The organism is Virgibacillus litoralis (assembly GCF_017873675.1).
GTDB lineage: Bacteria > Bacillota > Bacilli > Bacillales > Amphibacillaceae > Lentibacillus > Lentibacillus litoralis.
This window is the reverse complement of record NZ_JAGGKK010000026.1, coordinates 15,064-34,260: the sequence shown is the minus strand read 5'-3', so window position 1 is coordinate 34,260 and position 19,197 is coordinate 15,064. Positions and strand designations below refer to the sequence as shown.

Genomic DNA, 19,197 nt, shown 5'->3' with positions numbered 1-19,197 from the left:
AACTTGAAAGCTACCAGATTAGCAGGTAATCCGGTAGCTTTTCTCATGTTTTGACTGTGAAATTATTCGTTTTTTTTGCTTGTACAAGTTTGTACTTTTCAAAGTAGGAACGGATTAGTTCAACAGCATCTTTCTGAATTTCTTTTACAATTGGTTTACCCTTAAACATATTGTAATCACCACCACCGTTAGCACGATAATTATTTAATACGACATGGTATTTTCCATGTTTATCAAGAGGAATACCATGGTACTTAACGTTCTCAACCCGGGAACCTAAAGGCTGTTGCATATTTATCGTGTATTCTATTCCTTCCCACATATCATAGTTGTAATGTTGTGGTTTTGGATCAGTGTAGGCAGGGTTAACTGCTATCTTTCCATTTTTTAAAATAAAATACCCAGCACTTTTCTCAAGGGCGTCTATTATATCTTGTCCAGTTAATTCAAGTACCACTAAGGTATTTGGATACATATAGTTTGAAACAATATCACGCATTGTAACGGTGGAGTCAAATCCTTTGGAGTCGTTATTTAACAGAGAAGTAACAGAAATATCTATGCCACTTGCCTCCATTTGTACTTGCTGGATAAATTCTATAAATGGATGCTTCCTAATTCGTGCCTCTAACGGATCATTGATTGTCATATCGCCATCAACGTATCCAATTGGCTGGTCGAGCCATTTTTGAGTTGAGGTTTCAAGATCTTTAATATAAGAAAGAACATCTTCATCAGGTTGCACGCCCTCCAATGTGTTAACTGACGCATACTTATCAATTAATTTCCAGCCATTATCAGTCTGCTCCATTGTGATATCAATTTCACCATACATTTTGCCGTTGTTACCGGGTTGAACGACTAGAACGTCATTTACTGTGCCGGTTAAGTTACGGTGCTGATGGCCGGTTAATAATATGTCAATTCCTTCTATTTGTTTACACATCGCATAGCCCTGGTTCTCGCCGGTGGGTGCTTCTGTATCTTCGCCTGTCTCAATATCACGTTCAAAACCCCCATGGTACGAGGCTACTAGGACATCAGGTTCTTCGTCTTCATTGATTTGTTTAACCCATTTTTGAAGTGTAGAAAGTGCGTCAGCAAAATGTATTCCTTGAATATGCTCAGGTGATTCCCAGTTAGGGATATAATGAGTCGTTACACCAACAATTGCTACTTTAATTCCATTGTTCAATGTCTTTATAATATAGGGTGGCCCAAAATAGGGTTCGCCATCATTGATATCGATACTGTTTGCTGAAATCCAAGGGAAATCAGACCACTTAACAGCATCAGTTAAGATTTTTTTCCCAAAATTAAACTCATGATTGCCAATGACACTTGCTTCGATTTCTATTTGATTCATGATTCCAATCATAGGGTTTTCTTTATCAGCATGTTCTTTTACATAATGGGTCATTAACGGTGTTCCCTGAATTAAATCGCCATTATCTAATACAATTACATGCTTATTTTCCTGTCTTACTTTTTGAACAGCTGTAGCGTATTTAGCTAGACCTAAGTCGGCATGTTCATTTGTTCCATATAAAACGGGTAAGACATTGCCATGAACATCACTCGTATATACTAGCTTGATAGTTGCTGTGTTGTTATGCACTACGTTACATCCTTTCTAAGAAAACTGCTATAACAGATGATTGCACTTTGTTTTTAGATTGGTTTCTAAAAGTTTGTTTTAGTTCGCAGTTGGTATAAACTACGAAGTACCATGGAAAAATTATGACACCGCTCCGGAAATACACTTCGCTTTCCGCGGGCGGCTGTCGAGCCTCCTCGTGCTGCGCACTGCGGGGTCTCGCCGATGCCTTTCCTCCCGCAGGAGTCTACGTGTATTTCCTCCGCTGGTTTGCTCAATTATTCAAAAAATAAATGATGATATTAACAAGATTTTAGACCATCTAAACCAGCAGTTGGAATATGCGAGACTCCTGTGGGACAGCGAGCCTAAGAGACCCCACAGGGAGCGTTCTTTGCGAGCGAGGCAGACTAAGTACGCCACGTTCTGTGGCAACGTCTGCACTAGCACGTCCTATGCGTCGGAGGCTCGTGGTGAGCCCACGGAAAGCGAGTATATTCCAGCTGCGTCGTTAGGGAGCCTCACGAAATGCTTCCAATAGGACTCCCTTAGTTACTTCGCATTTTATATCAACTGCGAAGATTAAAAGTCAACAGAACTATAAAAGGTCTTAGGATCCTAATGAAAGAAACGAAACCAGGGTATGCTCCTAGATTTCGTTTCTATTATAACTTATTATACAATTTTCCGTCTGATTCTTGCAGAAATAGAGTCAATTACTGTCACCACAATTATGATAGCAAGCAAGATTAATCCCATTTCATTCCAGTTACGGTTGTTTGCTGCAAAGATAATCATAGTACCAATACCACCTGCACCAACGATACCTAGAATGGATGATGCACGAATATCGATTTCAAAACGGTAGATGGCGTATGATAAGAATTCAGGAATAATCTGTGGCATAACACCATAGAATAGCATTTGAACTTTATTAGCGCCATTGGCTTCCATTGCTTCGACAACTCTCATATCAATTGATTCGACTACCTCAGAATAGAGTTTTCCAAGCATTCCTGTCGAGCCAATTGCAATTGCAAGCACACCAGCAAATGCATTTGGTCCAACTGCAACAACAAAAAGAATGGCCAAAATAATATCTGGAAAGGCGCGAATAGCGGATAGAATCCATTTTCCAGATGCTGTTAATAATCTGCTTCTGGACATATTTTGAGCTGCTAAGAATCCTAATGGAATCGCTAGAATAGCGGCCATGAAAGAACCGGCAAACGCAATAGTGATCGTCTCAAACATTTTCCCAGCTACTTCTCCGGTTGCTTCCCAATCTGGGTGGAATAATTTAGGAATGACGCGATGGAAATTGTTTACCGCCCGTTCAGCTGCGCGTGCCCAATCCACGTCGATACCTAGAAAAGTCCAAACGTAAACGGCAACTATTGCGAGAAAAATCATTATCCTTTTTGTTTTTTTGAAAAGAGAACGTTTCGGTTTCGGCGGGAGAGAGTATGTTGCCATTATATCAATGCCTCCCTTAACTTGTTACTTATATACTCAATAATAAGTACTACGATAAATATTAAGATGATAATTGCCATAACGTTTGGATAATTATAAAAACCCAGCTGCTGATCAAGTACAAGTCCAATACCACCTGCACCAACTAATCCAAGTACAACAGAAGCACGAATGTTTATTTCAAATACATACAGAACAAATGATGCAAACTGTGGCAGGACCTGTGGTACAAGACCATAGTAGATTACCTGAAACACATTGCCCCCAGAAGCACGCATTGCCTCAAGTGGATTCATATCAACAGATTCAATTGTTTCGCTAATCAATTTTGCCAAAATCCCCAGTGAGAATATAATAAGTGCGATAATACCTGGAAACAGTCCGATACCAAATAAACCAACGAAGACAACAGCTAAAACTAAGTCCGGAATTGTTCGGAGGATATTCAGAAAAGTTCTTGTCATAATATATATTGGTTTAAAGGTTGCAATGTTTTGTGCTGACAATAATGCAAGTGGGACTGTCAATATAGCTGCGACAGTTGTCGCGATAATAGCCATTTGAATTGTTTGTGCCATTGGGTCCCAAACTGCAGGGATAACACTTAAATTAGGAGGGAAAAATTTATTGATCACCACTCCCATATTGCCTAGTGCATCCGCAAATCCTCCCACCATCTGACGCTGTGTCCATATCATGCTAAACAGGTAAAAGCCAATTACGATGAAAAATATAAGTGTAACTTGGGCTTTTGTTTTTGCAGGATAAAGCGGCGGTGTCATTTGAGAGGATGTGGAATTAGTTTGATTAGTCACGATTCCTGTGCCCCCCCACGTAAGTCATCCTCACGTATAGTACGGCCATAAATTTCTTCAAATGTTTTCTCGGAAACCTCTGATACTGGTCCATCAAACACAACCTCACCAGCACGCATACCAATAATTCGATCAGCATACTCCATAGCCATATCAATAAAGTGCAGATTTACGATAGTTGTTATGTTATCTTCTTTATTTATCTTTTTTAAATAAGTCATTACTTGATGTGATGTTGGCGGGTCAAGTGATGCCACGGGTTCATCAGCAAGTATATAGTTAGGCTTTTGTGTTAAAACACGGGCAATACTGACACGCTGCTGCTGACCGCCACTAAGTTCATCAGCACGACTATGAATTTTATCATCAATATTTACACGTTGCAGGCTTTCGTAGGCTAGTCCGATATCTTCTTTTTTGTAAAGATTAAGAATGGAGCGTAGTGTACCCGTATGACCTAAACGGCCGGCAATAACATTCTTCAATACATTAGAACGATTTACCAGGTTATAACTTTGGAATATCATACCAATCTTTGTGCGAAGCTTACGCAGGTCGGAACCACGATACTTAAGTATATCTTCGTCATCAATTAAAAGGAAACCGGAAGTGGGTGTGACCAGACGATTCACACTACGAATAAAAGTAGACTTTCCCGCTCCGGAAAGACCTACAATAACTACAAATTCACCGTCATTTATTGTTACATTTATATTTTTTAAGCCTTCTGTTCCATTTGGGTAGACTAGGCTTACATCTTTAAATTCAATCATAATATGTATTTCCCCCGTTACATTTGTTTGAGAAAATGGCTAACATAAACGTTAGAAAAAGGAGGAGATAATTACCTCCCCCTTTTTAAGTTGATATTACAGTTCTATGTTATCTTTGAATTTCTTGTAGGTATCTTTAACTACTTTATATTCCTCATCAGATGCTTCAATAATGGCATCCCAATTGTATACTTCATTCATAATCTTGATCATTTCCTCATTTTCATTAAATGATAGGAATACATCCTTGATCTCCTGTACTAATTCGTCATCTAATTCTTTAGTCACAGAGATTGTGTCATTAGGAATATCTTGTGTATAACCAATAACATTTAATTTTTCCATTACATCAGGATATTCTCCTTCAAGTTCTGTGCGCACATCATCGAACGTTGTGGCAACATCAGCATCTCCTTCATAAACCGCTAGAGCAGCTGTGTCATGTCCACCTGCAGCAGTTGTCCCTGAGAAGAATTCAGTTTCCAACTGTGGTGCAGACTCATAGTCAAATTCCATCATTAATTGATTTGCTGGGAATAAATAGCCAGAAGTAGATCCTTTATCTGGATAAGCCCAAATTTTCCCTTCTAAATCCGCTAGTTCTTCAATGCCTGAATCAGCTTTTACGACGTATTGTGCTTTGTATGTACCTGACCCGTAACGCTCTGACTTCAGGATTACTTCAGCCCCGTATTGCTCGTTAGCTAAAACATAGCCAAATGCTGGGATAAATCCAATGTGTACTTGGTTAGCACCCATTGCTTCAACTAATGCATTGTAGCTAGTCATTACTTTACCTTCAACCTCTTTACCCAGTTCTTCTCCTAACTGGTCTGCTAATGGTTTAATCGTATCAGCAATCGTATCAGAATCCTGTGACGGCACGAACCCCATTACAATTGTTTCTGGAGTAATACTTTCTTCACCTTCACCACTGCTGCCATCTGCATCTTCTGAACTACCGCACGCTGCCAATACTAGGACTATACCCAACACAAGCAATAGACTAAAAAGTTTTTTCATTTTGACCCTCCTGTGTATTGTGAAAATTATAATTCCTTCCTCTTTATTAAATAACATTTAGACAAAAATTACTAGACTAAATTGAAAATTTTACACTAGATTAATAAACTTTTAGCAAATTGGTGTAACATATTTCGTGAAATGTGTTATCTTACATCAAATGTTTCTATAATGAATATTTAGGAAATAAATATAGAAAGTGACACGAAATAAGGGGAGGATAATTTGGGTTATGAGAGAGGTTTGTTTTTATATAATGGTAATGCAGGAAGTGATAATATGGAACAAAAACTTTCCCAAACGTTACCTGTTATTTCGAAGGCTATAAAGAAATTAACTGTAATTCAGACGGAATCGATTGAAGAAGCGAAGAATTCCTGTAAAAACTTTGCTGATCAAGTTGATATTATAATTATTCTTGGTGGAGATGGCACGTTATACGAATGTATAAATAGTCTTGCTCCTTTAAAAAGAAGACCAATAATCGCTGTCTTGCCAGGGGGGACCTGTAATGATTTCAGCAGAATACTTAGTATTCCTCAAAATTTATATCAGGCAGCAGAGGCAATTGTTTCTGGTGAAGCGGTCAAAATAGACATTGGTAAAACATCGGATAAATACTTCCTGAATTTTTGGGGTGTTGGACTGGTTTCAGAAACATCGCTAAATATAGATGAAGAACAAAAGAAAAATTTTGGAGTATTAAGCTATTTCATGAGTACACTCAGGACAGTTAATCAGGCTGAACCTTTTACTTATAAAATAGTTGCCGATGATAAAGTTTATGAAGGGGAGTCGGTTATGATCCTTGTGTTAAATGGGAAATTCATTGGTACAAGGGAATTTCCGATACCTACAATAAATATCAATGACGGTAAATTTGATGTGTTAGTTATCAAAAATTCAACATTGGCCACTCTACGGGAGCTATTATCAATGAATCGACCTACTACAAACACAGAGGAATTAACAGAACTTACCTATTTTCAAGCATCAACTTTAGCGATTAGCACGAATCAGCAGAAAGCTGTTGATATGGATGGTGAAATAGATGGAGTTACACCAGCTAATATTGAGGTTTTGCCACGTCATATTCAAATGATAGGAAAACTGTAAGAATATTACTGTAATGCTTTATGGTTTTGGCAGTTTTAGGGTATAGGAAAGTCAATGTGTTTAAAAAGGAGAACCTACTTAAATGTTACAATACATTTTAGATATGATTAATGAATTAGGACTTTGGGGTCTGTTCATAAGTTTGGCTGTTGAGGCTTCATCAGTTCCTTTTCCTGGTGGCTTGGTCACGCTGACGTTTGGTTATATTCTTAATTTAACTTTTCTTGAAGTACTATTATATGGCTTTCTTGGAGGTGCAGTTTATTCATTATTCAGCTTAATCCCTTATGGTGTAGGTTACAAACTGGAAGATAAATTAAAACAAAAGATGAATAAGAAAAAGGTAGAAAAGGCGCAAAGATGGTTCAAGGAGTTTGGTGTATGGACAATAGCATTCGCGAGACCACTTGGTATAGGTAATTACATCTCATATATCGCTGGTATTAGTAAAGTAGGTGTATGGAAATTTCAAAGCTTGACGTTGTTAGGAATTCTTCCGTGGACGATTGGAATGCTATGGCTTGGCAGTGTGGGTAATCTGAAATCGGTAAAAAAATTTATGGAGGATTTCCAACTATATATACTTCTGCTTTTAATTATAACTGGGGCAGTTTATTGGTTTTATCGTAGACATAAAAAACGAGCATCATATTATCAGTCAGAACCAACCTGATTTTATAAAAAATCCAAAATAGTGATATATATCATAGCATAGCTGGTTGAAACGCGATATGCTCAAAGTGGGATAACGGGATGTCCTCTACTCTTTTATATAGTGCATGCTTGTCGGCAAGCATGTAAACTAACATTGAGACTTAGTCCTCAATATGAAGTGAAACACCTATCTTTATAAAGATAGGTGTTTTGTTTTTCTATTTAAAGGTAATATTAAAGTTATGGAGTATATAAGTTAGGCTTTTTTCATAAGTTTTGCTGCTGTTTAATCATACTCCGACACAACTGTCGGAGCCCGTCTTTTAGAAAACTGCCAAAAGTAATAGGAGGAAAACAATGCGTGTTTTAGTAATTGGAGCAAACGGTGGTATTGGTAAGCAGGTGGTTGAGAAGTTATTGGAATCCGACCATGAACCTGTTGCAATGGTAAGAAATACAGACCAAATTCCCAAATTTGAAGAATTAGGTGCCCAGACAGTTTTAGCGGACTTGGAAGAAGATTTTGAGAAGGCATTTCATAATATAGATGCAGTTATATTTGCTGCTGGATCAGGGCCACACACTGGCGCTGATAAAACAATCGTTATTGATCAGGAAGGTGCAATTGAATCTGCTGATTTAGCGAAGAAATATGGAATAAAAAGATTTATAATGTTAAGTTCATTTGGAGCAGATCGTCCTAAGCAAACAGGTCAAATGAAGCATTATCTTTATGCTAAGCACCGCGCAGATGAATATCTTAAAAAAGCAGGCTTAAATTATACGATAGTTAGACCAGGGAGATTAACAGATGACCCTGGTACAGGTAAAGTGAATCTGCAGGAAAAATTATCAGATATAGGAAATATACCTCGTGAGGATGTTGCAGCAGTTCTTGTCTATTTGCTGACTGTCCCAAGAGCAGAAAATAAAATCTTTGAGCTTGTCGAAGGAAACACAGAGTTGTCGGAAGTGCTAGCTTATTAACTTTTAATATCTAATCATTAATGATCTTTAAAGATATTCTGCATTGTGGCACGACACAGTGTAGAATATTTTTGTGTAATAAATTTGTAATGTTTGTGTTTAATTTGTTACATTCATGGGTAAATACTGATATAAAATAAAATGTAAGAATGAAGTTTCCAACTTCAAGGAGGAGCTTAACATGAACGATAAGGAAGTAATTGTATATATCAGTAATGATTGTTTGAATTGCGAAAAACTGTTAAGCCAATTGAAACAATGGAAGATTAAATATACAACGAGAAATGTAACAGAGAACCAAGAATACATTAAGCAGCTTCACGAACGTGATGTATTTGGTACTCCAACAACCTTGGTGGATGATCACGTGATTTGTGGTTCTCAAATCAATAAAATTAAGTATTTATTAGGCATGTCAAATAATCATCAGTCTTATTTTAGTTCATTTTATGATCGTTACAGTAGTTATTGTAATTGAATAATTGGATAAACGTTTCTACACACTTTCTGTATGTTTGCATATAGTAGTAACACAAGAACATGTAAAAGAGGTGTGTATCATGTTTGAGAGACCTTATAATTATACGCCAACTCATCATGGTAATCCGTATTTCTATGATCAAAATACCCAGCAGCAAAATTATGCTCAGATGTACCAAAGCTACAACAAAAACTTTCAAACCCCTTTTGAGATTTATTCAAAACCCAAACAACCAATGGATTGGCATCCATTTGCTCAGTCTATAGGTGGTTCTTTTAATGCACCACCTAAAAATAATCTTCTCTATTATTTTCAGGATAATAAAGGTGAAATGGATCTTGACAAAATGTTATCAACAGCTGGTCAAATAGCAAATACGTTTCAACAAGTGTCCCCAGTCGTGAAACAAGTAGGGTCAATGATGAAACAATTTCGATAGCATAGAAAGCTGATGAAGCAATATTTGCATTTCATCAGCTTATTTCTGCTTTGTAAAATAACAACAATGATGGTAAAACATTAAAAAGTTATTTCGTTGTATTGTGCCATAATAAGTAGAAGGTCTAGGTTACATTAACTGAACATGAGGAGAATTTATTATGATTGGGTGTCTGATAATACACGGGTATACTGGAGGTCCGTATGAAGTTGAGCCATTAGCTGCTTATCTCAAGGAGCATACCAACTGGCATATTGAAGTACCAACTTTACCAGGACATGGCAGGAAGTTAGCATTGGACAATATTTCTCACAAAAGGTGGATAAACGCAGCAGAAGATTCTTTAAAGCAATTAAGTGAGAAGTTCGATGAAATATATATTATCGGATTCTCGATGGGTGGGATGATTGCTGCTTATCTAGCTGCAAAGTATAAAATTGATAAATTGGTGCTGTTGGCTCCAGCTGGGAAGTATCTATCATTTAAACAGATAACCAAGGATATCAAAGATGTCACTGTAGATGGATTCAATGGAAAGCTCAATCAAAACAAATTATACCTGCATTACAAGAGGAAACTGGGAGCTGTTCCTTTTAAAGCTAATATCGAATTTCTAAAGTTATTAAGGTTTACAAGACGCTATCTAAAAAAGGTTGAATCGCCTGTATTGATTGCCCAGGGACAGCAAGACGGGATGGTTCCCTATAAAACCGTTTACTATTTGGATAAGGAAATTACATCGAAGGAAAAAGAAGTTGTGTTTTTTGAGCGATCAAGACATCTTATTTGTTTAGGCAATGACAAAGATGCTCTTAATATAATGATTTATGAATTTTTATCAAAAGAAAAGTCCAAAGAATAACAGGGAGAAGACTTAAAATAACTAAGCCTTCTCCCTAAATTTGTCCTTTATATAACTAAAAGGACTTTGTTATTGCTTGTCCTTGAAGAATGAAATAACCAGACCACCTTCACCTGCATATGTGGAAATCAACGGACCCATTTCAGTTAAATAGGCGTCTTTAAATGGATATTTCTGTCTGATTTCCGCAAGAACTTTACTTGCTCGTTCCTCGGCATTGTAGTGCGTCATCGAAATGACCTTATCTTCAAAGTCCTTCGTATACTCACCAATCTGATCAATAAAACGTCTGATTGATTTTTTATCACCACGAACCTTTTCAACTACTTCTATGCTTCCTTCATCATCGCTAGCCTTCATTAATAGCTTTATATTAAGTGTTTTAGCAATAGTGCCTTTTACTTTATCTAATCGTCCGCCACGGACTAAATTTTCTAATGTTTTTAAAACAAATAATGTAGTTGTTTGTTCAATTTGACTGTTCAGATGGTCAACAAGCTGCTCGTACGAATAGCTCTCTTCTATCTTTACTTTTGCTTCATGGAGTAATAATGCTATGCCGCATGAAGCTGTTTTTGTATTTATTACCTCGATTCTGCGATTTGGTTCTTCCTCAAGAAGCATATTTTTAGCTAGGACTGCATTTTCATACGTAACACTTAGTCCTTTTGTAAGACTTAACATGATAATAGGAGTGCTTGGGTCTATTTCCTTGTATGCTTCATAAAAGTCATTAGGACTTGGAGCAGCTGAACGAGGTAATTCCTCTGCCTCATTCATTTTTTTGTTAAATGTTTCTAAATCAATCGTTACACCTGTCTTGTATTGTTCATCTTTAAAATGTAAATAAAGAGGTACTACAACAATATCCAATGCGTCATGTAAACGCTTTGGTATGTCTGCTCCTCCGTCTGTCATTAACTGAATATTCATGACATCACCCAATTCATTAATTATTGATTTAATTATACCAGTTTTAAACAGTAGTTGGTATGTACATTTGTCATTTCTTTTGCGATATTGTAACTTTTGATTTTCGGGCAGTGCTCATTATGAATAAAAATAGCCCGAATAATACGATCGTTCCTCCAAGCCATTGTGACCATGTTAGTTTTTCACCTAGAATAAAGTAGGCGAGTATTGAAGCCCCTATTGGTTCAAACACGATTCCCATTGAAATAGTGGAAGTACTTAACCATTTCAAAGCCCAATTAAATAATGTGTGTCCGAAAAATGTTGGGATAATCGCCAAGGCAATAAAAACTAACCAGTGATTAGCGGGGTATCCAAAGAAAGGGTTTTGAACAGCAATATTATATAAAATTAATGTTGCTGAACTTATTCCGTACACAACAAATGTATAAGTCATTAATGATAAGCGTTTCCTTACTTGTTGCCCCATTAAAAAATAGGCTGTAACAGTTATCGCTCCAAGTAACGCAAGAATATCACCAAATAGTGCGACACCACTTATCTGAAAATCACCCCAGCTGATAATAACGCTGCCTAATAGGGCTATTATCATACTAATAACGGCCCCAGGCGAGAATCGCTCTTTGAAAAAGAAGTAAGTGCCCAGAAATGCAAAAATAGGCTGTAATGTAACTAATACGACTGAGCTTGCAACTGACGTATAGTTTAATGATTCAAACCAGAGAATAAAATGAAAAGCCAAAAAAATACCTGCAAGGGCTGAGAGAATCCAATCCTTCTTTTGGATAAGGCTAAATTCATTTCGATGTTTGAAAAGTACATATGGTGCCATAATAATTACTGCAAACAATAGACGATAATTTGCAATAATTGCAGCAGGAGCTTGATTAGCCAGTTTCACTAATATTGCTGATGTTGACACAGCTATAACACCAATCACAACCGCAATATATGGATTAAACGGAGGTAGACGCATATAAGTCCTCCTTTAAATTCGTAAAGGTTAGTTAATCTGAATATTATTTTATCATGCTATTGATGAAAAATCATAATAAGAAGTAGTGGATATCATCATAATGTATGTGTTATGATGAAAGAACTGTTATTTTCTGTATGATATTTCATGAATGAGGCCCTTTTCCATAAACTGGAGTAGCCTCTTTTTACACTTTCAGAGCCTGTCCGGAATTTATTGTCGATTGGAAGTCTAAAATAAACTGAGTTCTCGCCAAACTCGGTTTTTCTAAAAATTATACATTAGAAAACTTGAGTTTTTCAGGGTTCTAATGGCGAAAGCCTTAAGTGGCAGTTATGCAGATTAGGAAGTATTAATACTCTCTAATCCGCCCAAATAAATATGTAAGAAAAAAGGAGTAGAGTAACAAGGTGACAACATTTAATGAATTAAGTATATCACAGCCCATTATGACAGCACTGGAAAAAATGGGATTTGAGGAAGCAACACCGATTCAAGCTGAAACAATACCACTTGCTATGCAAGGGAACGATGTAATTGGACAAGCACAAACGGGTACAGGGAAAACTGCAGCATTTGGTATTCCAATGATTGAGAAAATTGATCCTAGTCAAAAGATAATCCAAGGATTAGTAGTAGCACCTACGAGAGAGCTGGCAAACCAGGTTGCAGAAGAAATTAATCGTTTAGGCAAAAACAAAGGTGTACGCACAATGCCGGTGTATGGTGGTCAGCACATGGAGCGACAAATTAGAGCGTTAAAAGATGGTCCGCATATTGTCGTTGCAACACCAGGAAGACTTCTTGATCATATGCGCAGGAAGACAATACGCACGAATAATGTGAAAGTCGCAGTATTGGACGAAGCTGATGAAATGCTGAACATGGGATTCATCGATGATATACGCGATATCTTAAAAAACATTCCTGATGGAAGACAAACATTGCTTTTTTCAGCAACAATGCCTAAGGAAATTCGCGATATTGCAACAAACTTGATGAACAGTCCAAAAGAAGTAAAAGTAAAAAGCAAGGAAATGACAGTAACAAATATTGAACAGTTTTTTATTGAAGTGCCGGAAAAATATAAATTTGATACATTAACAAACCATTTGGATATTAATGCACCCGCACTAGCAATTGTATTCAGCCGTACGAAAAAGCGAGTTGATGAAATAGCAGAAGGACTTCAAGCAAGGGGATTTCGTGCTGAAGGTATTCATGGAGATTTAACACAAGGGAAACGAATGTCTGTTCTAAATAAATTTAAGAATAGCCGTGTGGAAGTATTAGTTGCAACCGATGTTGCTGCTCGTGGACTTGATATCTCCGGGGTAACCCATGTATACAATTTCGATATTCCACAAGATCCTGAGAGCTATGTACACCGAATTGGCCGTACAGGAAGAGCAGGTCGCGCAGGAGAAGCAATATCCTTTATAACACCAAGAGAGATAGCTCATCTGCAATCAATTGAAAAAATGACTAAAAGTAAAATGAAGCGAATTATGCCTCCAACCAATCAGGAAGCAGAGCGTGGTCAGCAACAAGTTACTGTGGACAAGCTATTGCAAACTATCGAACAAAAGGATTTAAAATCTTATCATGAAACAGCAAATGAATTACTGCAGAATCATGACTCGATAACAGTAATTGCTGCAGCACTTAAGATGTTGACAAAAGAGCGTCGTGATACACCAGTACGAATATCGTCAGCACAGCCAATCAGTGTGAAAAAGGCACCAAGAGGTAAAGACAACAACCGCAGAAACAATAATAAAAAGTTCTACGGTAAACGTAATCAAGGTGGCCGTAATCAAGGCGGGCGCAATCGCAAAGGAAATTTCCAGAAGCGCAGAAATAATAATAACAACTAAGTAGAGGCTCCTTGCGTAAAGGGGCTTTTTTAGTGCGTATTATATTATATATCACAATACTAATGGAAGTTGAGGTATAACTATATGAGGAAGCCACCAGTAAATACAATTGCAACCGATGCAATAAAAGCATGGAAAATAACGGCATGGATTTATGTTGGGATTCTTTGGCTAGTAACTGTTGGCCTGGCTGTTTTAACGTATTTTTTTGAGTTTTCAAACTGGTTTACAGTAGTAGCTTTAGTTATTAGTGGACTAAGCACGTACTTATTTGTTTTTCTATTTCCAAAGCTGCGCTGGAAAAGATGGCGTTACGAAGTGTTTGATCAGGAAATATATATTCAGCATGGGATACTAATTGTGTCACGGACACTAGTTCCAATGATACGCGTACAGCATGTTGATACACAGCAAGGGCCAATTTTAAAAAAGTACCAACTGGCAAGTGTGACTATTTCAACTGCAGCTACAACACATGAAATACCCGCATTACTGGATGAAGATGCTTCGGAGCTAAGAGATCGTATTTCAGCACTCGCAAGGGTGGACGAAGATGATGTTTAATCAGAAAAGGCTGCACCCGGCAGCTATATTTTTCAATTTTATTAAGGTGCTGCGCGAATCGCTTTTTGCACTTGTTCTAGGGTTTATCACATTTAAGGATGATTCACTATTTTATTTCATTCTAATTGCGTCAGGTATTTTTATTTTAATGCTGACATTTAGTATTCTGTCGTGGTATCGCTATACATACCGAATTGAAGATGAGGAACTTCGAATTGAATATGGTATATTTATTCGGAAAAAGCGTTATATTTCCAAAAATCGTATTCAGTCTATTGATCTGACTTCAGGAGTTATCCATCGAATATTTAAATTAACAAAGGTTCAAATTGAAACTGCAGGAAGCGGTAATGGTGCAGAAGCTTCGCTTAAAGCAGTCAAACGATCAGAAGGAGAAGCACTGCGTCAGGAATTAAAAACGGCCAGCACTAGACGCGCAGAGGTACATGATGAACATGTAGAGCTTACAAGTCCATCATTAAGGATTACCTTTAAACGGTTGTTTTTAGCAGGATCAACTTCTGGAAGCATAGGTGTCCTCTTTGCTCTAATGGCGTTTGGTTTCTCTGAACTGGAACAATTCATACCTGATCATTATTATGATAGTACAGTGGAGTGGGCAATCGGGTTAAGTGTTATCTTTATAGTGGTGCTTGTTATTATTGTATTAATCTTCCTTTGGCTATTAGGAATTGCTGGTACAATGATAAAATATGGGAATTTCACAATTACTAAAAATGACAATGAATTATTTATTACTCGTGGACTACTGGAGAAAAAACAGGTGACTATTCCATTAAAAAGAATACAGGCAGTAGGTATTCAGGAAAGCATTATAAGGCAGCCACTCGGTTATGTTACGATTTTTGCAGAAATAGCTGGTGGGTCAATGGACAAAGGTGAGGATTTTTCATCGATATTATTTCCAATCATGAAGGCTGATGAAGTTGGCGATTTTTTCAATACGTTTTTGCCGGAATATGCAGCAGAGAATCAGGACATGATACCACTACCCAAGCGTTCTCGTAAATTTTATCTGCTGCGTTCTTCTTTACCGGTAATCATAATTGGGGCGGGAATTGGATATTTCTTAACACAATTTGTTTGGGTACCGATTCTTCTGCTGATAGGAAGCCTATATATGGGTGTTTTGCGTCATAAAGATGGTGGGTTTTATCAAGATGGCCAACGCTTAACTATTCGATATCGAACTTTTAGTAAAAACACAGTAACTATGTATCATAAACGTTTACAAGCTTTTGAGAAGAAGCAATACTTGGTACAGGCTAAACAGGATTTAGCCACGATGAGGCTCTCAATAATAGGAAAGATGGGTATGGGCAAACATTTTATAATCAAAGAAATGGACGAGTCCCATACAGACCAATTAACTGATTGGTATTCTTATCGGAAATGAATATATATTATAATGAGACGAAATGTGGGCAAATACTTGAGTGCTATGCGTCGGAGGCTCGTGGTGAGCCCACGGCCAGGGAAGACACTGTGAAAGCTTCAGCTTGAACAGATGTCGCAGTTTATATCTTATCTGCAATATTAGAAAACTAGGCATTCACCAACCCTTTTGGTGAATGCCTAGTTGTACTTATGCAGTAAGAAAGTAGTTATACATTCTTAACTGCAAAAATCCGAACTAATTCGAATTCTGTTTCAAGAATTTTGAATATAGTTCGGATTTTACTTTGACTAAATACTTTTGTCCCAGCCACGTATTCTTAATTTTTCCTAAAATATTCTGCCTATCAGGCCAAGTATAATCAAAATTCCAAGAAAGCCCCAAAGAATTTTGGCATATACTTTCTTGGGTATACGTCTTTTTTTCCAGCGGTTTGGGTTAAACTGTATTGAATCATCGTCCCGATATCGTCTGTTTCGCCATGGAGAGAATGGTTGGGCTTTTGATAACACCAGTGGTGCTAATGCAAAGCCACCGATAAACCCGAAAATATGTGCGTAAATATTTATTCCTGGCTGGATAAATGTCATAACTAACCCAATGATAAAAATAGTCATGATGATTTGTGAGTTTGCCTGGTCGATTAAATGCTTTCTGAATGCTACCATGTAAATATAGATTCCAAATAATCCATAGACTGCACCGGAGGCTCCAACATACTCATAATATACAGTAGGTGTCAGAAAGTATGTTGCAAGATTCCCTGCCAGACCTGCTCCGATGTATGCGAATATAAATTTGTATTTACCAAGCATCTGTTCCAGCGCTGGTCCAAATAGGACAAGTGCAAATGAATTAAAGACAGCATGCATAAGACCAGCATGAAGGAAGATTGATGTGAGTAAACGCCAGTATTCACCTTGACTGATATAAAAGTTGTTACCTTTACCCCAACTATCTAATTGATCACCAATAGGGAAAGGTAAGAAATCTGTAATCAGCCATAGGACAAGGTGGATGATTATAAGTCCTGCGACTATCGGATAAGACTGAATAAATTCTTTAATACTTCTTTCTGTGCGGATGAACAATGGCTTACCTCCTTACAAGAATTTTTTGTCTGGAAATTAAAAAGATGTTTATGTAATTATTTTAGTGAACTTTAGTACTTCATATGACCATTATAATTTTACTAAAAGTCCTTAAATAAATATATCGATATGCATTATACATGTAGAAGGGTTAGAAATAATTATGATAAAAGGTATTGGAATTGACATAATTGAATTGGATAGAATTCAAAAAAGTATGGAAAGAAGTGGGCGTCTTGAAGAAAGGATACTAACACAAAATGAGAAGACATTTTTTGACCAATTAACGAATAAGAGAAGAAAAGTCGAATATCTTGCCGGAAGATTTGCTGCCAAAGAAGCCTTCGCAAAAGCAACCGGTAAAGGTTTTGGTGAATTAAGCTTTCAGGATATAGAAGTAGTTGCAGATGATAATGGTGCTCCAGGAATAAAAGTAAGGCAATTTCAGGACAGTACTATTTTTATTTCTATTACGCATAGTAGAGATTATGCGGTCGCACATGTAGTAATTGAAAACAACTAATAGGGGATTCTGCATAATTGTTAGGGTTGTCTCATATATTTTAGTGCGGGTAGGAGGGAACAAAGTGTTTATTGTCACCGCGAATGAAATGTACGATATCGATCGATATACCATGAACGAAATCGGGATGGATGGAAAGTTATTAATGGAGAATGCAGGAAGGGCTATTTCAGGAAAAATAGAATCTATTATTGAGAAGCCAGATCACATTTGCATTCTAACAGGCAGTGGGAATAATGGTGGTGATGGATTTGTTGTAGCGAGGACATTGTTAAACAAAGGCTATCACATATCCGTTGTACAGGTGGTGCCAAATCAAAAAATCACAGGGGATGCACTTTTCCACAAAAACTTACTTCTATCGTTTGGAGGAACTGTAATTGTTAGCCAACAACCTTCAGAAGTATATGAGCTGATCCGGGACTCAGATGTAATTGTTGATGCGATTTTAGGGATAGGTACGAGTGGAATGCTCCGTAATCCAATTGCTGAAATAGTATCCATTATAAATGACACATCTAACCTTGTAATTTCTGTTGACATACCATCAGGGCTTCCGGCCGATGAGGGGTTACGTGATTTTCAATCGGTACAAGCCGACTATACTGTGATTGTAGAAGCAGCTAAAGCAAGTGCATTTCTGCAACATACTGCATCTTTCTACGGAAAGTGGGATACTGTCTCAATTGGGTTGCCGTTAGACGCTTTGCAAAATAACATCAAACGGATTAGCTGGACGGAGGAGCTGTTCAGACAAAGCATGCCTAAGCGAGAAACAGATGCCCATAAAGGGAATCATGGAAGAGGACTGGTAGTTGGCGGCAATGCGGAAATGCCAGGGTCGATTGCAATGACTGTTAGAGCAGCATTACGTGCTGGCGCTGGGTTAATTACAGCAGGTACAACTGAAAAAGTCATTCCTGTAGCTGCATCACACTGTATGGAGGCTACTTACCTGAAGCTAGGCGAGACGAACGGTAGTTTGAATGATGAGATCTCTATACCATTTAAGAGCTTTGATGCCGTAGCACTTGGTATGGGAATGGGCCGGCAACAAGTTACTGGTAATCTAGTCAGACAAATGGTGGAAGAAGCAACATGTCCGCTTATTGTGGATGCAGATGGTTTATACCATTTAAAGCCGCTCTTTGATTTGGTCAGTAATAGAAAAGGCCCAACTATCATAACGCCGCATCCGGGTGAAATGGCCATGCTTTTGGATATTTCCGTACCTGAGCTTTTGGTCAAGCCTTTCGCATATTCAAAGGTATTTGCAGAAAAATACCATGTTTATGTCGTATTAAAAGGGAAATTTACTATTGTTACGACGCCGTCAGGAAAACAATCTGTAAATAGAACTGGAAATGCGGGTTTAGCCAAGGGTGGAAGTGGTGATGTGCTATCTGGGATCATTCTGGCAATGGTAATGCAAAAACAAAGTATATTTGAAGCACTTTGCAATGCATGCTTTGTCCATGGTAAATCTGCTGATATACTAGTGGCAGAAGAGAACTCTGTATATGATTTAATGGCTTCCGATGTAATTGATGGTATCGCTGAGGTATATCGTACACTTGAAGTTTGATTTGTGAC

Annotated in this window: 19 protein-coding genes; 11 read left to right on the top strand and 8 right to left on the bottom strand. The window is 37.5% G+C overall.

The features are described from left to right. Window positions 1-43: 43 nt before the first annotated feature. From J2Z82_RS17725 to J2Z82_RS17705, 5 genes are all read right to left on the bottom strand, one after another. The gene (locus J2Z82_RS17725; protein ID WP_209482127.1) at window positions 44-1,618 is read right to left on the bottom strand and encodes a bifunctional metallophosphatase/5'-nucleotidase; all 1,575 of its coding nucleotides are present in this window, start codon (window positions 1,616-1,618) and stop codon (window positions 44-46) included. Between the two features lie 654 nt (window positions 1,619-2,272). Further along, window positions 2,273-3,073 (bottom strand): phosphonate ABC transporter, permease protein PhnE, encoded by an 801-nt coding sequence (gene phnE, locus J2Z82_RS17720; protein WP_209482126.1) that lies wholly within the window; start codon window positions 3,071-3,073, stop codon window positions 2,273-2,275. Further along, window positions 3,073-3,855, bottom strand: coding sequence for a phosphonate ABC transporter, permease protein PhnE (phnE, locus tag J2Z82_RS17715; protein WP_209482141.1), 783 nt, complete (start codon window positions 3,853-3,855; stop codon window positions 3,073-3,075). Before phnE (J2Z82_RS17715) ends, phnE (J2Z82_RS17720) begins: the two co-directional genes overlap by 1 nt. Window positions 3,856-3,884: 29 nt before the next feature. Further along, window positions 3,885-4,661 (bottom strand): phosphonate ABC transporter ATP-binding protein, encoded by a 777-nt coding sequence (phnC, locus tag J2Z82_RS17710; RefSeq protein WP_209482125.1) that lies wholly within the window; start codon window positions 4,659-4,661, stop codon window positions 3,885-3,887. Window positions 4,662-4,757: 96 nt separating this feature from the next. Continuing rightward, entirely contained in the window at window positions 4,758-5,684 is a 927-nt protein-coding gene (locus J2Z82_RS17705) for a phosphate/phosphite/phosphonate ABC transporter substrate-binding protein (RefSeq protein ID WP_209482124.1), read from the bottom strand. A gap of 225 nt (window positions 5,685-5,909) precedes the next feature. On the opposite strand from J2Z82_RS17705, the gene J2Z82_RS17700 reads away from it, so the two are divergent. The 6 genes from J2Z82_RS17700 (at window position 5,910) to J2Z82_RS17675 (ending at window position 10,223) form a co-directional block, all read left to right on the top strand. After that, window positions 5,910-6,800, top strand: coding sequence for a YegS/Rv2252/BmrU family lipid kinase (locus J2Z82_RS17700; RefSeq protein ID WP_209482123.1), 891 nt, complete (start codon window positions 5,910-5,912; stop codon window positions 6,798-6,800). Window positions 6,801-6,882: 82 nt separating this feature from the next. Next, window positions 6,883-7,473: a DedA family protein gene (locus tag J2Z82_RS17695; protein WP_209482122.1), complete on the top strand. Its 591-nt coding sequence runs from the start codon at window positions 6,883-6,885 to the stop codon at window positions 7,471-7,473. Between the two features lie 338 nt (window positions 7,474-7,811). Then, complete coding sequence (locus J2Z82_RS17690; protein ID WP_209482121.1) at window positions 7,812-8,441, top strand: SDR family oxidoreductase; 630 nt, start codon at window positions 7,812-7,814, stop codon at window positions 8,439-8,441. Window positions 8,442-8,622: 181 nt separating this feature from the next. After that, window positions 8,623-8,919, top strand: coding sequence for a glutaredoxin family protein (locus tag J2Z82_RS17685; protein ID WP_209482120.1), 297 nt, complete (start codon window positions 8,623-8,625; stop codon window positions 8,917-8,919). A gap of 82 nt (window positions 8,920-9,001) precedes the next feature. Beyond that, window positions 9,002-9,361 (top strand): YppG family protein, encoded by a 360-nt coding sequence (locus J2Z82_RS17680; RefSeq protein ID WP_209482119.1) that lies wholly within the window; start codon window positions 9,002-9,004, stop codon window positions 9,359-9,361. A 160-nt stretch (window positions 9,362-9,521) separates the two neighbouring features. Beyond that, window positions 9,522-10,223, top strand: a complete 702-nt coding sequence (locus J2Z82_RS17675) for an alpha/beta hydrolase (RefSeq protein WP_209482118.1) — start codon at window positions 9,522-9,524, stop codon at window positions 10,221-10,223. Between the two features lie 69 nt (window positions 10,224-10,292). Here J2Z82_RS17675 and J2Z82_RS17670 read toward each other — a convergent pair whose 3' ends face one another. Together J2Z82_RS17670 and J2Z82_RS17665 are read right to left on the bottom strand one after the other, a co-directional pair. Continuing rightward, window positions 10,293-11,156, bottom strand: a complete 864-nt coding sequence (locus J2Z82_RS17670; RefSeq protein WP_209482117.1) for a DegV family protein — start codon at window positions 11,154-11,156, stop codon at window positions 10,293-10,295. A 70-nt stretch (window positions 11,157-11,226) separates the two neighbouring features. Further along, on the bottom strand, window positions 11,227-12,132 hold the full coding sequence (locus J2Z82_RS17665; protein ID WP_209482116.1) for a DMT family transporter: 906 nt from the start codon (window positions 12,130-12,132) through the stop codon (window positions 11,227-11,229). A 410-nt stretch (window positions 12,133-12,542) separates the two neighbouring features. On the opposite strand from J2Z82_RS17665, the gene cshA reads away from it, so the two are divergent. The 3 genes from cshA (at window position 12,543) to J2Z82_RS17650 (ending at window position 15,990) form a co-directional block, all read left to right on the top strand. Beyond that, entirely contained in the window at window positions 12,543-14,009 is a 1,467-nt protein-coding gene (gene cshA, locus J2Z82_RS17660) for a degradosome RNA helicase CshA (RefSeq protein ID WP_342453666.1), read from the top strand. A gap of 84 nt (window positions 14,010-14,093) precedes the next feature. Continuing rightward, window positions 14,094-14,573, top strand: a complete 480-nt coding sequence (locus J2Z82_RS17655) for a PH domain-containing protein (protein WP_209482115.1) — start codon at window positions 14,094-14,096, stop codon at window positions 14,571-14,573. Next, window positions 14,563-15,990 carry a PH domain-containing protein gene (locus J2Z82_RS17650; RefSeq protein ID WP_245251784.1) on the top strand — a complete coding sequence of 476 codons (1,428 nt, stop codon included), beginning with the start codon at window positions 14,563-14,565 and terminating at the stop codon, window positions 15,988-15,990. The genes J2Z82_RS17655 and J2Z82_RS17650 overlap by 11 nt, the downstream gene beginning before the upstream one ends. Window positions 15,991-16,319: 329 nt before the next feature. Here the strand turns inward: J2Z82_RS17650 and J2Z82_RS17645 are convergent, their stop codons facing one another. Continuing rightward, window positions 16,320-17,081, bottom strand: coding sequence for a rhomboid family intramembrane serine protease (locus J2Z82_RS17645; RefSeq protein ID WP_209482114.1), 762 nt, complete (start codon window positions 17,079-17,081; stop codon window positions 16,320-16,322). A gap of 163 nt (window positions 17,082-17,244) precedes the next feature. Between J2Z82_RS17645 and acpS the strand changes: the two genes are divergently transcribed. Beyond that, a complete protein-coding gene (acpS, locus tag J2Z82_RS17640; protein ID WP_209482113.1) occupies window positions 17,245-17,604 on the top strand; it encodes a holo-ACP synthase in 360 nt (119 codons plus the stop codon). A gap of 64 nt (window positions 17,605-17,668) precedes the next feature. After that, a complete protein-coding gene (locus J2Z82_RS17635) occupies window positions 17,669-19,189 on the top strand; it encodes an NAD(P)H-hydrate dehydratase (protein WP_209482112.1) in 1,521 nt (506 codons plus the stop codon). The last annotated feature ends 8 nt before the right edge of the window (window positions 19,190-19,197 follow it).

Excerpts from the sequence above, each read along its gene's own strand:
- J2Z82_RS17670 (WP_209482117.1), bottom strand. The coding sequence starts at position 11,156 with ATGAATATTCAGTTAATGACAGACGGAGGAGCAGACATACCAAAGCGT.
- J2Z82_RS17665 (WP_209482116.1), bottom strand. The coding sequence starts at position 12,132 with ATGCGTCTACCTCCGTTTAATCCATATATTGCGGTTGTGATTGGTGTT.
- J2Z82_RS17690 (WP_209482121.1), top strand. The coding sequence starts at position 7,812 with ATGCGTGTTTTAGTAATTGGAGCAAACGGTGGTATTGGTAAGCAGGTG.
- acpS (WP_209482113.1), top strand. The coding sequence starts at position 17,245 with ATGATAAAAGGTATTGGAATTGACATAATTGAATTGGATAGAATTCAA.
- phnE (WP_209482126.1), bottom strand. The coding sequence starts at position 3,073 with ATGGCAACATACTCTCTCCCGCCGAAACCGAAACGTTCTCTTTTCAAA.
- J2Z82_RS17655 (WP_209482115.1), top strand. The coding sequence starts at position 14,094 with ATGAGGAAGCCACCAGTAAATACAATTGCAACCGATGCAATAAAAGCA.
- phnC (WP_209482125.1), bottom strand. The coding sequence starts at position 4,661 with ATGATTGAATTTAAAGATGTAAGCCTAGTCTACCCAAATGGAACAGAA.
- J2Z82_RS17680 (WP_209482119.1), top strand. The coding sequence starts at position 9,002 with ATGTTTGAGAGACCTTATAATTATACGCCAACTCATCATGGTAATCCG.
- J2Z82_RS17695 (WP_209482122.1), top strand. The coding sequence starts at position 6,883 with ATGTTACAATACATTTTAGATATGATTAATGAATTAGGACTTTGGGGT.
- J2Z82_RS17650 (WP_245251784.1), top strand. The coding sequence starts at position 14,563 with ATGATGTTTAATCAGAAAAGGCTGCACCCGGCAGCTATATTTTTCAAT.
- J2Z82_RS17685 (WP_209482120.1), top strand. The coding sequence starts at position 8,623 with ATGAACGATAAGGAAGTAATTGTATATATCAGTAATGATTGTTTGAAT.
- J2Z82_RS17675 (WP_209482118.1), top strand. The coding sequence starts at position 9,522 with ATGATTGGGTGTCTGATAATACACGGGTATACTGGAGGTCCGTATGAA.
- phnE (WP_209482141.1), bottom strand. The coding sequence starts at position 3,855 with ATGACACCGCCGCTTTATCCTGCAAAAACAAAAGCCCAAGTTACACTT.
- J2Z82_RS17705 (WP_209482124.1), bottom strand. The coding sequence starts at position 5,684 with ATGAAAAAACTTTTTAGTCTATTGCTTGTGTTGGGTATAGTCCTAGTA.